12 protein-coding genes are annotated in these 13,529 nt (G+C 65.1%); 3 read left to right on the top strand and 9 right to left on the bottom strand.

The features are described from left to right. Nucleotides 1–48: 48 nt before the first annotated feature. The 9 genes from VVD47_RS00475 to VVD47_RS00435 form a co-directional block, all read right to left on the bottom strand. On the bottom strand, nucleotides 49–1,107 hold the full coding sequence (locus VVD47_RS00475) for a nucleotidyltransferase family protein (RefSeq protein ID WP_327601435.1): 1,059 nt from the start codon (nucleotides 1,105–1,107) through the stop codon (nucleotides 49–51). Between the two features lie 51 nt (nucleotides 1,108–1,158). Then, entirely contained in the window at nucleotides 1,159–1,815 is a 657-nt protein-coding gene (locus VVD47_RS00470; protein WP_327601434.1) for an acetyltransferase, read from the bottom strand. Beyond that, on the bottom strand, nucleotides 1,812–2,954 hold the full coding sequence (gene neuB, locus VVD47_RS00465) for an N-acetylneuraminate synthase (RefSeq protein ID WP_327601433.1): 1,143 nt from the start codon (nucleotides 2,952–2,954) through the stop codon (nucleotides 1,812–1,814). The genes VVD47_RS00470 and neuB overlap by 4 nt, the downstream gene beginning before the upstream one ends. 52 nt (nucleotides 2,955–3,006) lie before the next feature. Continuing rightward, nucleotides 3,007–4,188, bottom strand: coding sequence for a UDP-N-acetylglucosamine 2-epimerase (gene neuC, locus VVD47_RS00460; RefSeq protein ID WP_327601432.1), 1,182 nt, complete (start codon nucleotides 4,186–4,188; stop codon nucleotides 3,007–3,009). 402 nt (nucleotides 4,189–4,590) lie between these two features. After that, entirely contained in the window at nucleotides 4,591–5,772 is a 1,182-nt protein-coding gene (locus VVD47_RS00455; protein ID WP_327601431.1) for a LegC family aminotransferase, read from the bottom strand. A 143-nt stretch (nucleotides 5,773–5,915) separates the two neighbouring features. Continuing rightward, on the bottom strand, nucleotides 5,916–6,182 hold the full coding sequence (locus VVD47_RS00450) for a hypothetical protein (RefSeq protein WP_327601430.1): 267 nt from the start codon (nucleotides 6,180–6,182) through the stop codon (nucleotides 5,916–5,918). 49 nt (nucleotides 6,183–6,231) lie between these two features. Further along, complete coding sequence (locus VVD47_RS00445; protein ID WP_327601429.1) at nucleotides 6,232–6,729, bottom strand: hypothetical protein; 498 nt, start codon at nucleotides 6,727–6,729, stop codon at nucleotides 6,232–6,234. 8 nt (nucleotides 6,730–6,737) lie between these two features. Beyond that, nucleotides 6,738–7,739 (bottom strand): NAD-dependent 4,6-dehydratase LegB, encoded by a 1,002-nt coding sequence (locus VVD47_RS00440; RefSeq protein ID WP_327601428.1) that lies wholly within the window; start codon nucleotides 7,737–7,739, stop codon nucleotides 6,738–6,740. A gap of 583 nt (nucleotides 7,740–8,322) precedes the next feature. Beyond that, nucleotides 8,323–10,476, bottom strand: a complete 2,154-nt coding sequence (locus VVD47_RS00435; protein WP_327601427.1) for a motility associated factor glycosyltransferase family protein — start codon at nucleotides 10,474–10,476, stop codon at nucleotides 8,323–8,325. A 440-nt stretch (nucleotides 10,477–10,916) separates the two neighbouring features. Here VVD47_RS00435 and VVD47_RS00430 point away from each other — a divergent pair, with 440 nt between their 5' ends. Genes VVD47_RS00430 through VVD47_RS00420 form a run of 3 tightly spaced genes read left to right on the top strand, consistent with a single transcriptional unit; the run spans nucleotide 10,917 to nucleotide 13,480 of the window. Further along, nucleotides 10,917–11,741: a flagellin N-terminal helical domain-containing protein gene (locus VVD47_RS00430; protein ID WP_327601426.1), complete on the top strand. Its 825-nt coding sequence runs from the start codon at nucleotides 10,917–10,919 to the stop codon at nucleotides 11,739–11,741. Between the two features lie 36 nt (nucleotides 11,742–11,777). Then, complete coding sequence (locus tag VVD47_RS00425) at nucleotides 11,778–12,608, top strand: flagellin N-terminal helical domain-containing protein (RefSeq protein WP_327601425.1); 831 nt, start codon at nucleotides 11,778–11,780, stop codon at nucleotides 12,606–12,608. 32 nt (nucleotides 12,609–12,640) lie between these two features. Continuing rightward, nucleotides 12,641–13,480, top strand: coding sequence for a flagellin N-terminal helical domain-containing protein (locus VVD47_RS00420; protein WP_327601424.1), 840 nt, complete (start codon nucleotides 12,641–12,643; stop codon nucleotides 13,478–13,480). Nucleotides 13,481–13,529 lie beyond the last annotated feature (49 nt).

Genomic DNA, 13,529 nt, shown 5'->3' with positions numbered 1-13,529 from the left:
TTTTTCGTTACCTGTTTTTCGTCTGGTGTCCGGCTGATGCGCGGGGGCTCAGCCCGGGAACACGCTCTGGTATTCCTCGTGGGCACGCTGGAAGTCCTCCAGCCGCCCGATGTCCAGCCAGTATTCCTGTATGGGGAAGCCACCCACCGGCAGGCCGCGCTGCATCACGCGCTCGAACAGCATCGGCATGTCGAAGTATTCGTCCGCCGGGATCGCATCCAGCAGCTCCGGGTTCAGCACGTAGATGCCTGCGTTGACCTGCACCTTGCTGCTGGGTTTCTCGACGATGCTCTGCAGGCGCCCGTGGTCCACGTTCACCACGCCGTAGGGAATGGTATGGGTGAACTCGCGGGTGCACATGGTGGCGGCCACGCGGCTTTCCACATGGTGGTCGACCAAGGTGGTGAATGACATGCGGGTCAGGATGTCGCCGTTCATCACGATGACGGGCAGCGTCGGCCGTTCCGGCAGCATGGACAGGCAGCCCGCCGTGCCCATGCGCTTGGTCTCGCGCAGGTAGGTGATGTTCACCCCCCAGGCGCTGCCATCGCCGAAGTGGTCGACGACCATTTCGGCCTTGTAGTTCACCGAGATGTAGAAGTTGCGGAAGCCGCTGTCCACGAAGTTGCCGAGAATGCTCTCCAGGATGGGCCGGTCGCCCACGTTGAGCAGCGGCTTGGGGCGCACGTCGGTCAGCGGGCCCAGGCGGGAGCCGAGGCCACCGGCCATCAGCACCACCGGGTTGTCGCGCCGCGCCGGGCGGATCAGCGAGGCCAGGGTCTGCACACCGACCAGCATGCCCTGCTCGTCCACCAGCGGCACCTGCTGGATGCGCTGGCGCTTCATCATCAGCAGGATGTCGCCCGGCAACTCGCCGGTGCGTGCGACGACGGGCTTCGGGTTCATGATGGTGCCGACGGAAGCATCGAGCTGCGCGCCCACCAGGATGCCGCGGCGCACGTCACCGTCGGTCACCGTGCCGAGCAGGCGGCCGGCCTCGCTGATCACCAGGGCGATCTGCATGGCACCGGCGTCGATGGCATGCACCGCATCGCGGATGCTCTGGTGCGGCAGGACCAACGCCCTCTTCCACTCTTGCTCGCTCATCGCCCCGCCTGTTGGCCTTGTTGGCTCGGTTGCAACATTCCGTGGGCCTGTTCAACGCTCACGCGCCGGCACGCCCACCACCTTGGTGTCGCGGCCCACGTCGTAGATCACCACCGCGCCCGCTGCCACCAGCGCACGCGGGCCGATCTGGATACCTTGAATAACGGTCGCACCCGTGCCGACATGAGCGGCCTCGCCCACCACCACCTCGCCGGACAGCACTGCACCGCTGGCCACATGCACGTGGTCGCCGAGCCGGCAGCCGTGATCGACGATGGCGCCGGTGTTCACCAGCACGTTCTCGCCCAGTTGCGCGCCACTCTGCACGATGGCACCGGCCATGATCTGCACGCCCTCACCCAGGCGCACGTCGGCCGCGACGATGGCCCGTGGGTGGATGACGCTGGCAAACCGGTAGCCCTTGCGCCTGAACAACTCGAACACGCGGCCGCGTGGCCCGGAGTCACCCACCGAGCCCAGCCCGTTCACCAGCGCCACGTCGTCCGGCTTGTAGTCGCGCAGCAGGTCTTCGTCGTTGCCGATCACCGGCACGCCGTGCAGCGTGACGCCATGCAGTTGTTCGTGGGCATCGCAGAAGCCCAGCACTTCCACGGCAGCCGCCTGGCGCAGCGCATCCAGCAACACGCGGCCATGACCACCGGCACCGATGATCACCACGCGCGCGGGATGGGCTGCCTGGGCGTTCATCCCTGCTCGCTTTGCTGCGGAAGGTCGAGCGAGGCGTCGCGGATGGCTTCGTCCTCGGCATAGGCACGCGTCGCAGTACGGCCGATCCAGTCCCAGAAGTGGATGGCCGGCACGCCACCGCCACGCTTCACGGCCAGGTTGGCTTCGGTGAAGGACTCCCCCTTGCGGATCGGCGCCGCCGCCACCAGGCCGCGACGCGCCACGGCGCGGTTGGACAGCTCCACCGCGGCCGGCGCCTTTACGGCGCTACCCAGGATGTGCTGCACCTCGCGCAGGCCCTGCACCAGCGCGTGCAGTTCGTCCGGCGACAGCGAGGCGACGTGGTCCGGCCCCGGCAGGGACTTGTCCAGCGTGAAGTGTTTTTCCACCACCACGGCCCCGCGCGCCGCCGCCGCCAGCGCGGCGGAAATGCCGGGCGTGTGGTCGGACAGGCCGACCGGCAGGGAAAAGGCTTGGGCCAAGGTATCCATGGCTCTCAAGTTAACCTGATCGAAAGGGGTCGGATACTCGGTGGTGCAATGTAAAAGCGTCACTTTTCCGGCGAGTGCGGCCTGCCCGGCAGCGCTGGCCCAGGCTGCCTGGAAGGCGTCCGTCCCCGGCCGTGCGTCCGGCGCGGCGCTGTAGCCGAAGGCCAGCACCGCCAGCGCGGCCTCCACCTCGGCCAGCGTGGACATGCCGGTGGACAGGATGAGCGGCAGCCCGCTGCGCGCCGCCGCCAGCAGCAACTGGGCATTGGTCAGGTCGCCGGAGCCCAGCTTCAGGCGGGCGACACCCAGCTTCTTCACCAGGAAATCCAGGCTGTCCACGTCGAAGGGCGTGGACATGAACTCCACGCCACGCGCCCTGGCATGCGCCACCAGCGCGTCATGGGCGGCCTCGTCCAGTTCCAGCTTCTTCAGCATGGCCAGCTGGCCGCCGGCTTCACCCGCGCGTTCCGCCTCGGCGACGCCGGTGTTCACCACCTGGTAGTCGGCCTTGCGGGCCGCAGCCGTCACCAGCTTCGCGGCCTGGAAGGTCTGGAACTTGACCGCGTCCGCCCCCGCCTCGGCCGCCAGGTCGATCAACCGCCGCGCCATGTCCAGCGAGCCGTTGTGATTGACGCCGGCTTCGGCGATGACAAAGACCTGGGGATGTTTCATGAATCGCACCTTTGAAGTCGGGACGCGGCGTGCAACAGCCGCCTCCCCTTGTTCACGGCAGATCGTGGAAGTGTTTGACCACGACGCCTTGCAGGGATTGCATGCGCAGCACGTCCGCGATGCGTTGCGCGGCGCCGGGCGTGCCGTACGGCGTTTCGCGCTGCGCGGCGATGGCGCGGTGGGCCGGGCTCAATGCCTGCGTCACGGCGTCGCGGATCGCCTCCGTCGTCGCGGCGCAGGAAATCACCGACGGCGCACAGGGCCGGCCCCGCTGGCGCTCGCCCACGTTCACGCTGGGCGTGCCGATGGCAGGCGCTTCCAGCAGGCCGCTGGAGGAATTGCCGACCACCACGTCCGCCCAGCGCATGGCGCTGAGGTAACGCAACTGGCCCAGCGATGCGCGCAGCAGCACGCGGTCCGGTCGGGCCGCAGCGAAAGCCTCCAGCTCACGCTCCACCGCCTCGCGCCCGGGGTCGGCATTCGCCCCGGTAAGGATGATGCGCGCGCCGGGAAAGCCCTCCAGCGCCGCCAGCAACGCCCGGCAATCCGCCGCCGAGTCCTCGCCCAGCGTCACCGGGTGATAGGTGACCAGAAAGCACGGCGCGGCGGTTTGCGCGGCGTCATGCAAAGGGAAATCCAGCTGGGCGGCGAGTTCCCCCTCGCCCAGCAAAGGCAGTTGCGCGATGTTGTCCAGCCCGGTCGCCCCCACCACGAACACCCGCTCAGGCGCCTCGCCCATCTGGATGACGCGGCGGCGGAAGTCCTCCGCCGCCACGAAATGCAGGTGCGACAGCTTGGTCAGCGCATGGCGCACCGCGTCGTCCACTGCCCCCTCGGTGGTCTCGCCACCGTGGATGTGGGCAACGGGAACGCGCGCCAGCAGCGCCGCCTGCGCAGCCGCCAGCAGCTCGTAGCGGTCACCCAGGATCACCATCAGGTCCGGCTGCAGGCGCTGCAGCGCCTCCGCGAAACCGATGGTCGCGTGCCCCAGCGAGCGCGTGACGCCGGCCGGACTGTCGTCACCCAGGTCCATCACCACCCGGGCCGCGATGTCGAAGCCATCCGCCTCGATCTGCTGCACCGTCAGGCCGTGACGATCCGACAGGTGCGCCCCGCTGACGATGACCTGCAGGGCCACGGCCGGGTCGGCCTGCAGGGCCTTCATCAGCCAGTACAACAGGCCGTACTCGGCGCGGGTGGCGGTGACGACGGCGATCTTGCGGGGGGTGGTCATGGTGTCAGGCTGTCTTTCACCACGAAGGGCGCGAAGAAAGGCGAAGGAGCGCGAAGTTGCCAGACCGTCGGTTGGATTGAGTGCGGCGAATCGCAGAAGGCGGTAGGTTGGGTTGAGCGTAGCGAAGCCCAACACTCGAAGCTGAATGAGCAGCCTTCGATGCAAGCCGCTGTTGGGCTTCGCGTTGCTCAACCCAACCTACGCCGATCATCGTTGCTGCACGCTGTGCGTAGGGTGGGTTCGCGAAGCAACCCACCGTTTTTCGTACGCTCATCACAGCAGCGCAAGCCAGCGGTGGGTTATCGCCGGGTTTGGCAAGCTCGTCCGAACCCATCCTACGGGGTCCCGGGTATGCAACGGCTGTGCGAGGAATGACGCGACCCGGATCGACAAGCGCATCCATCACACCCGCCCCAACTGCGGCGAACTCGGCAAGTTGATGAGCCTGCGGGCCAGCGCCTCGGCCACCGGCAGCGCTGCGCGCGGGCAGTCAGCGTACATCGGCAGGGTGTGCAGCAGGTCCCAGGCCGGGCGGGTCATGATGCCCAGCTCGTTGGTGGCCTGCAGCACAGCATCGCGCAGCTCGCAGGAAGCACTGGCCGTACTGCCACGCGCTTCGTCCAGCAGCACGGCGCACAGCCAGTAGTTGCTGCAGGTGTCGGCTGGCTCTGCCACGAACTTCAGCCCGGCCACGTCGTGCAAGGCCTCGCGGTAACGCGCGGCCAGCGCCCGCTTCTCCTCCACGAAAGCCGGCAGGCGCGTCAGTTGGGCGCAACCCAGCGCCGCGTTCAGGTTGGGCATGCGGTAGTTATAGCCCGCCTCGTCATGCTGGAACGTCCAGCCACGCCCGACGCGCGCCGTGGTGGTGATGTGGCGGGCGCGCTCCGCCAGCTTCGCGTCCTCGGTGAGGATCGCCCCCCCACCGCCCGTGGTGATGATCTTGTTGCCGTTGAAGCTCAGCGCCGAGATGCGTCCCGCGCGGCCGGTGTGCCGACCCTTGTAGACAGAGCCTAACGACTCCGCCGCGTCTTCCACCAGCGGGATGTGCCAGCGCTCCGACAACGCCACCAGCGCGTCGAGGTCCACCGGATGGCCGAAGGTGTGCATCGGCACGATGGCCGCCAGCGGCGCACCCGTCTCACGGTTACGCCAGCCTTCCTTCGACGCCACTGCGACATGCCGCAGGTGCTCGTCCATCGCCGCGGCATCCAGGCCCAACGAGGTGAACTCACTATCCACGAAGTGCGGCCGCGCGCCGCAATAGGTCGCCGCGTTCGCCGTGGCGACGAAACTCAGCGCCGGCATCAACACCTCATCGCCCTGCTCCACGCCCGCCAGCTTCAAGGCGATGTGCAGCGCCGCCGTGCCGTTCACCACCGCCACGACATGCGAAGCGCCAGTGTAGGCCGCCAGCTCCTGCTCGAAGCGATCGACGTACTTGCCGATGCTGGAGACGTAGCCGGAATCCAGGCAGTCGAGCAGCGCCTGCCGCTCGGCGAGACCGAACTCGGGCTCGTGCAGGGCAATGCGCTCGCGTTCGGGGAGAACGCGGCGGAGGGCTTCGATCAGTGCGGGGAGATCCAACGGCGTGTGCAAGAGAAGCGCTTTCTATGTGCGGCCAATCGTCCGCTGAGTCACCAACCAAACCGTAGGGCGCAATAAGCGAAGCGCATTGCGCCGCATGCCCAGCGATCAATCATTCGGCGCAATGCTATTGCGCCCTACACCTATTGCAGGAACCAAGGCAAGTTGAAGCCGACATGAGCAGCAAGCTTCACTGGCAATCCAACGCCTAGCCAAATCAACCCAAAGCCACATCCAAACAGGAAAGCCGTGAAGACCACATTCAGCTTGGGATTGAAATGCCCCCAGACACCCGCAATAACCAGAAGGAAAACGCCAACTCCGATCAAAGTTCCACGCCCCATGCGCACGGCACGCGGATTGGGTTCATCAGCTTCCTTCAATTCAAACTCAGGTATGGTCATCGTCATCCGGCGCAATGCCTATTGCTCCCTATGCGGATATGAACACCTTCGCCGATCATGGCAATGGGGGCCGTGACAGTGCAGTCATTAGCACACTGATCGCATGACGAAAATTTGATAGTTGTCCTTTGATCCCGTAGGCCCATTTTTGTCCGTGGAAAAGATTGTTTCTCAGTCGATAGATAACAATAAGCAGAGAAACAACGGTGGCATTGGGAGCGTCGAGTTTGCGTGAAATCACGTCAGAGACCAGTCCCGGCATGTCTCGCTGACGGAGATTCAGCATGTCAAAGCTAGCGTTCAGCGCACCACCGACTTCATACCGGTTCCGGAAATACTCAAGCTCGTTCAAGAAGTCGGCTGCGTCCAACAAGCCCAAACCCTCCCAGTGATCCACCAGCGCCTGAATCTTGTTCGCGGAGGCACTTCCTCTTAGAGACGTTCCTTCGAAGAAACTCCACAAAAGAGAGAAGTCTCTGATGGCCTCTGTCTCTTCATCGGACAGGTCGGCATAACCAAAAGCATTTGCTTTGAGCCAAGCATCTACTGTCATCTCAGAACCTAAATGTTGTACTGCCCCACCTTGTACCGCCCCAGGTTCCCTGCCTGCGTGAACCACGCAATCGTCTCTCCCAGCCCCCGTTTGAAGCCTTCCAGTCCGCCGTATTCCGGCCGCCAGCCCATGCGCTCCTCCGCTTTCGCGTAGCTGGCGAAGAGGCGTTCGACTTCGCTGTCGGCGGGGCGCAGGCGTTGTTCGTCGGTGACGATCTCTATGTCGGCGCCCATCAACTCCGCAATCGCGCGGGCGGTGTCGCCGATGGAGATCTCGAAGCCGCTGCCGGTGTTGGTGACGGTGCCGATGGTCTGGTCGGATTCCAGCGCGGCGATGAAGCCGCGGGCGGTGTCGGCGACGAACGAGAAGTCGCGCGTCGGCGTCAGCGCGCCGAGCTTGATGCGGCGCTCGCCGCTGGCGATCTGGGTGATGACGGTGGGAATGACGGCGCGGGCGCTCTGGCGCGGGCCGTAGGTGTTGAAGGGGCGCAGCACGGCGACGGGTGTGCCGAAGGCGGCGTGGAAGGACAGCGCGAGCGCGTCGGCGCCGATCTTGGTGGCGGAGTACGGCGACTGGCCTTGCAGCGGATGTTCCTCGGTGATCGGCACGAAGCGCGCGCTGCCATACACCTCGCTGGTGGAGGTGACCACCACCTTGCTGACGCCGAGGTCGCGCGCGGCCTGCACGATGTTGAGCGTGCCCTTGACGTTGGTGTCGACGTAGGTGTCCGGCGAGTGGTAGCTGTAGGGAATGGCGATCAGCGCGGCGAGGTGCAGCACGGCGTCACAGCCCTGCATGGCGGTGCGCACGCCGTGCGGGTCGCGCACGTCGCCGGCGAAGACTTCGAATTTGCCCTTCACGTCCGGCGCCGCTTCGTCCAGCCAGCCCCAGCTGTTGAAGGAGTTGTAGAGCACGAAGGCGCGCACGTCGTAGCCGGCGCGCACCAGGGCTTCGGTGAGGTGGGAGCCGATGAAGCCGTCGGCGCCGGTGATGAGGACTTTTCGGGTCATGTTCGAGTCCGACAAGCGGCACCGTAATTTCCGCCCTTCGACAAGCTCAGGGAACGGCGGGGATGGCGCGAATAGCGAATCCAGGCGGGCGAGCGCGGAAGCTCGGAAGCCGATGTTCCATGCAGGCTGCTTTCAGAACGAACGTCGCCCCCAGGCGTGGCGATCCGGCACGCCCCCCCATCCCCTCTGTAGCCGCCGAGCAGCGCAGGCAAGCCGAGGGATCGCGCGTAGCGCGACGGCGAGCATGTTTGAGCACCAAAGGCCGAGCGAAGCGACAGACTGAGGGCGAGTTGCGGAGCCGCTCGGCTTGTCGAGCAGCGCAGGGCACCGCGCTTCAGCGCGGCGGCGCAAGCGGGGCGGCTTTCTTTGGGTACTTTCTTTGTCCGTACAAAGAAAGTACCTCGCCCGCCGGGGCGAACTCCCGGCTCGGCGCAACGTAAAGCCACCGGCCCTTCGGCGGGAGCCGGCACAACACCAAGAGCACAAAACAAAGTCGCTGGATTCCCGCTTTCGCGGGAATGACGGGGCGTGAGGGCGGTGGTGATCGGGGCGGTGATCGCTGCGGCGGTCACGAAAGCTGCGTTCAATTGACTGCCACCTTCTGACGCCCCTTGTTGTATTCCTTCCGTTCCGCACCGACTTCATGGAGCTGCGCCAGCGCGGCCGACGCCGCATCGATGAAACGCAGCATCAGGTCGAAGCCGAAGCGACCGAACTCGGTGGCCTTCTCGTCGGTGGCGCAGAGGCTGACGCAGTCGTAGAAGAAACGGCCCATGTGCAGCATGGAGCCGCGCATCAGCGGAAATATCTGCGTGGACTGGTGCTTGGCCTGGAAGAAGTAGTAGTGGATGTCGTACAGGCGATCCACCACGTCCATCTTGGTCTTCAGCTCGGGATCGTCGCGGAACTCGCCATTGACGATGCGGGTGAGGTCCTCGCGCACGGCCTTGAGCTGCACCTCCAGCATGGACAGGTTTTCCAGCGGATCGCGGCTGTAGTCCTGGGTGAAGGCGGTCATCACGGCGGCCAGCGTGGCCTGCTTGGTGGCGGGCGTGGCGTCGATGTGGAAGTCCTCGGGCTTCAGCGGCTGGGCGCCCTTGATCAGCGCGCCGTCGTTGAGGTTGAAGACCTGCGGGCCGGGATGCTCCTTGATGGTCATGGCCATCGAGTCGCGCGAGTGCATGAAGATCTCGGTGGAGAGCATGTCGCCGCCGAAGTTGGCCTCGACGGTGCGGGCAGTGTCTTCCTTGTGCTCGGCGTGCACGTTGTCCACGTACTTCATGAGACCGGGGTCGATCTCGACTTCCTCGTCGTAGTAGATGGACGACTTGGCGTGGTGGCGCTTCTCGTCGCGGAAGCCGAAGTCCACCCCGGCCAGGAAGATCTTGCTGAAACCCAGCTTGAGCGCGAGGCCGACGCCGCCGTTGGTGCAGGTCGGGCCGCTGCGGAAGTGCGGATACTCGTTGAAGAAATCGCCCACCGCCGTGCCGAGGTCGGTTTCCTTGAAGAACACCAGCGGCGTGGTGGTCAGCTCGAAGACGTCGGGGTGCATGATGGTCAGCGCGATGATCGGCACGTCGGCGATGAAGGCCTTGGTGACCGGGTCTTCCAGGAAGCGGCAGGTCAGCAGGGTGCGTTCGATCTCGACGTGGAAGTCCGGCTTGATGCCTTCGCGCGCCAGGGCGGTGACGGCACTGCCGCAGCTGAACACCACCATGCGCTCGCGGTTGGCCTTGAGCAGCGGGACCAGGGTGTCGAGCGACGGCCCGGCACCGATGACCACGGCCACCGAATCCTGCGGCATGTCCAGCGGCGCGCGCGTGAAGGCCGGCGGGTGGTCGACGCCGTTTTCCACGGCCTGCTTCAGGCCGACAATCTCGTCGTCCAGGAAGCCCCAGCCGCGGTACAGCGTCCACAGGTCGCGCTGCAGCGTGCCCCACAGGGTGCGGACCTTCTCCGAGTCGTAGTCGTTGAAGAACAGGCCGGCGCCCTGGACGTAGTACGGCGGCCAGTTGTTGTAGATGACGTGGCGCAACTGGTCGGCCAGGATGTCGGGATCTTCGTCGCAGGCCATCGAGAAGTGGAAACCGGTGCGCGCGAAGCGCTGCGCCAGCAGCACGTAGTCCACCAGGTACAGCGACAGGTTGAGCCGCGCGATGTCGGTGTCGACGATGAACAGGTGGCGCATCTCGTAGTCGTCCACCAGGCGGTCGAGGTGCCAGCCGTAGCCGCTGCCGAACACGATGGCGATGGGCAGCTTCTTGTCGCCGAAATCCGCCAGGGTGAGGCGCTCGCCTTCACCCGCCGTCATGTCCATGAAGGTCTGGACCAGTTCGGTGCGGTATTCCTTCTCTATATAGGTATGGAAGTACGGGATGTCCTGGTGGGGCGCGACGTTGTACAGGTCGTTCAGGTAAGCGGTGTCCACGACGATGCGCGGGCGGGTCTTCGGGTTGTCGAAGACCGACATGAGGATCTTGCCCAGCTCCACGTGATCCTTGGCGTCACCGTGGTGGCGGCCGGAGTAGATGGTCATCTCGGCATTCGGGCCGACGGTGAAGGGAGCGGGCAGCTCCCGGCCCATGATCTTCTCGAAGACGCGGGGGAAGTTCTTCTGGAGGAAGAAGAGATTGGCCTGGTAAGTGGCCATCAGCTTCTGGATGTAGGCCTCCTGGAGGGTGGTCCAGCCTTCCTCGATACCGCCGGGTGCCGGCTGCTGAGGGGGTGTCTGCGTCATCGTCTTCCCGATCTATACCAACGCTGCGCTGGCATCTGGGTGCATGGGGTCATGCCAGCGCGGGCGCGCAGACACGATTCTTTTCACGTATTTGACCGACATGCGGGGCACGGACGCAATCCGGGCTTAACCGTGTTATCGGCGACCGTTTCTTGAAACTTGAGCCGTCAGGGGCCTATTTACAGCAAGGCAGGCCACCCGGAAACCCGCGCCATTGCTTGCTTTGCGGGCAGCCCTCTGACGCATGAAAAAAATATCTCTGCCTGAAGGCCAGCGTAACCCTGAAGTGAGGGGCTTTTCCGTCGTTATTTGGCTCATGGCTAGGGACTGGCTGGCACGAATGACCAGCCGCCCACGAGCCAACGGAACAGGCAAGAGCGTCGCAAGGCGATGAAGCAGCCAGACCGAAGTGGGAAACGCAACCATAAAGGAAATGCATCATGGCTATGACCATCAACACCAATGTGTCCTCGCTGAATTCCCAGCGCGCACTTAACGGTACCCAGAACTCGCTCTCTACCTCGCTGGAACGCCTGTCCTCCGGCCTGCGCATCAACAGTGCCAAGGATGACGCCGCCGGCCTCGCCGTCGCAGAACGCATCAAGGCACAGGTGAACGGCTTCAACGTCGCGATCCGCAACGCCAACGACGCCATCTCGCTGATGCAGGTGGCCGACGGTGGCGCCTCCCAGGTGTCCGACAACATCCAGCGGATGCGTGAGCTGGCCGTGCAGGCCGCCAACGGCACCCTGAACAGCGGCGACCGCGCCAACCTGCAAGTGGAATTCGCCGCCCTGTCGTCTGAAATCAGCCGCCTGGGTGAAGCGACCAAGTTCAACAACATCGCCGTGTCCAACGCCTCGACGACCTTCACCTTCCAGGTGGGCGCCGGCACCACGACGAACGACCAGATCACCGTGTCCGTCGCCGACGTGCGTGGCTCCACGCTGGGTATCGGTACGACGATCAGCGTCTCGGACGCCGCCGCCGCGCTGACCGCGATCACCGCGCTGGACTCCGCGATCAACAGCATCACGACCACCCGCGCCGGCTTCGGTGCCGCGCTGAACCGCGCCAACGCCGTCACCTCCTCGCTGCAGATCGCAGTGGAGAACCAGTCGGCCGCACGTGGTCGCATCGTGGATGCCGACTTCGCGACGGAAACCGCCAACCTGAGCCGCGTGCAGATCCTGCAACAGGCCGGTACGGCGATGCTGGCCCAGGCCAACGCCCTGCCGCAGCAAGTGCTGTCGCTGCTGCGCTAAGCCCCGGTTACGGACAAAAGATAAAGGAAACGCATCATGGCAATGACCATCAACACCAACATCTCGTCGCTGAACTCGCAACGTTCGCTGAACAGCAGCCAGAACTCGCTGGCGACGTCCCTGCAACGCCTGTCCTCCGGCCTGCGCATCAACAGCGCCAAGGACGACGCCGCCGGCTTGGCCGTCGCGGAACGCATCAAGGCGCAGGTGAACGGCTTCAACGTCGCCATCCGCAACGCCAACGACGCCATCTCGCTGATGCAGGTGGCCGACGGTGGCGCCGCGCAGATCTCCGACAACGTGCAGCGTATGCGTGAGCTGGCCGTGCAGGCCTCCAACGGCACGCTGAACAGCGGTGACCGCGCCAACCTGCAGGTGGAGTTCGCCGCCCTGGGCGCCGAAGTCGACCGTCTGGCACAAGCCACCAAGTTCAACAACATCGCGCTGACCAACTCGGCCGCCACGACCTTCACCTTCCAGGTGGGCGCGGGTACCACGTCCAATGACCAGATCAGCGTGTCGACCTCGGACATGCGTGCCTCGATCCTGACCATCGGCAGCGTGTCGATCGACGTGACCATGGCATCGACCGCGCTGGCCGCGATCACCACCCTGGACACGGCGATCACCACCATCACCACGACCCGCGCCGGTTACGGTGCCGCGCTGAACCGCGCCAACGCCGTCACCTCCTCGCTGCAGATCGCGGTGGAGAACCAGTCGGCCGCACGTGGTCGCATCGTGGATGCCGACTTCGCGACGGAAACCGCCAACCTGAGCCGCGTGCAGATCCTGCAACAGGCCGGTACGGCGATGCTGGCCCAGGCCAACGCCCTGCCGCAGCAAGTGCTGTCGCTGCTGCGCTAAGCCACCGGACAGGCAACCAGGAGTAGATAAACATGGCAATGACCATCAACACCAATGTGTCGTCGCTGAACTCGCAACGTTCGCTCAACAGCACCCAGAACTCGCTGTCGACCTCGCTGCAACGGCTGTCCTCCGGCCTGCGCATCAACAGCGCCAAGGACGACGCCGCCGGCCTGGCCGTGGCGGAACGCATCCAGGCACAGGTTCGCGGCTTCAACGTCGCGATCCGCAACGCCAACGATGCGATCTCGCTGATGCAGGTGGCCGACGGCGGCGCCGCGCAGATCTCGGACAACATCCAGCGCATGCGTGAGCTGGCCGTCCAGTCTGCCAACGGCACGCTGAACAGTGGTGACCGGGCCAACCTGCAGGTGGAATTTGCCGCCCTGGGCAGTGAAATCGAACGACTGGCGCAAGCCACGAAGTTCAATAACATCAACCTGACCAATGGCAGCTCCACCTTCACCTTCCAGGTGGGGGCGGGCACGACGTCCAACGACCAGATCACGATCGACACCAAGACCCTGACGGCCGGCACCGCCGGCCTGTCGGTGGACTCCACCCTGATCAACGTCGGCGGTTCCACGGCGTCCAACGCACTGGCTGCGATCACCAATCTGGATTCGGCGATCAACTCGATCACCACCACGCGCGCCGGCTTCGGTGCTGCGCTGAACCGTGCCCAGGCTGTCGTCTCCTCGCTACAGATCGCGGTGGAGAACCAGTCGGCCGCCCGCGGTCGCATCGTCGATGCCGACTTCGCGACGGAAACGGCCAACCTCAGCCGCGTGCAGATCCTGCAACAAGCGGGTACGGCGATGCTGGCGCAAGCCAACGCGCTGCCGCAACAAGTCTTGAGCCTGCTGCGTTAAGACAGACAAAGGCAGACCGCGCCCCTCGGGGCGCCGGCCTCACACCCCG

Origin of the sequence: Uliginosibacterium sp. H1, assembly GCF_036017065.1 — a bacterium.
Classification (GTDB): domain Bacteria; phylum Pseudomonadota; class Gammaproteobacteria; order Burkholderiales; family Rhodocyclaceae; genus Uliginosibacterium.
The sequence above is the reverse complement of the archived record's forward strand: the minus strand, read 5'-3'. Positions and strand labels throughout refer to the sequence as shown.

Bases quoted from the DNA above. Each gene is read 5' to 3' on its own strand.
- VVD47_RS00440 (WP_327601428.1), bottom strand. From the start codon at position 7,739: ATGACCCGAAAAGTCCTCATCACCGGCGCCGACGGCTTCATCGGCTCC.
- neuB (WP_327601433.1), bottom strand. From the start codon at position 2,954: ATGAAACATCCCCAGGTCTTTGTCATCGCCGAAGCCGGCGTCAATCAC.
- VVD47_RS00435 (WP_327601427.1), bottom strand. From the start codon at position 10,476: ATGACGCAGACACCCCCTCAGCAGCCGGCACCCGGCGGTATCGAGGAA.
- VVD47_RS00420 (WP_327601424.1), top strand. From the start codon at position 12,641: ATGGCAATGACCATCAACACCAATGTGTCGTCGCTGAACTCGCAACGT.
- VVD47_RS00470 (WP_327601434.1), bottom strand. From the start codon at position 1,815: ATGAACGCCCAGGCAGCCCATCCCGCGCGCGTGGTGATCATCGGTGCC.
- VVD47_RS00445 (WP_327601429.1), bottom strand. From the start codon at position 6,729: ATGACAGTAGATGCTTGGCTCAAAGCAAATGCTTTTGGTTATGCCGAC.
- VVD47_RS00425 (WP_327601425.1), top strand. From the start codon at position 11,778: ATGGCAATGACCATCAACACCAACATCTCGTCGCTGAACTCGCAACGT.
- neuC (WP_327601432.1), bottom strand. From the start codon at position 4,188: ATGACCACCCCCCGCAAGATCGCCGTCGTCACCGCCACCCGCGCCGAG.
- VVD47_RS00475 (WP_327601435.1), bottom strand. From the start codon at position 1,107: ATGAGCGAGCAAGAGTGGAAGAGGGCGTTGGTCCTGCCGCACCAGAGC.
- VVD47_RS00450 (WP_327601430.1), bottom strand. From the start codon at position 6,182: ATGACGATGACCATACCTGAGTTTGAATTGAAGGAAGCTGATGAACCC.
- VVD47_RS00430 (WP_327601426.1), top strand. From the start codon at position 10,917: ATGGCTATGACCATCAACACCAATGTGTCCTCGCTGAATTCCCAGCGC.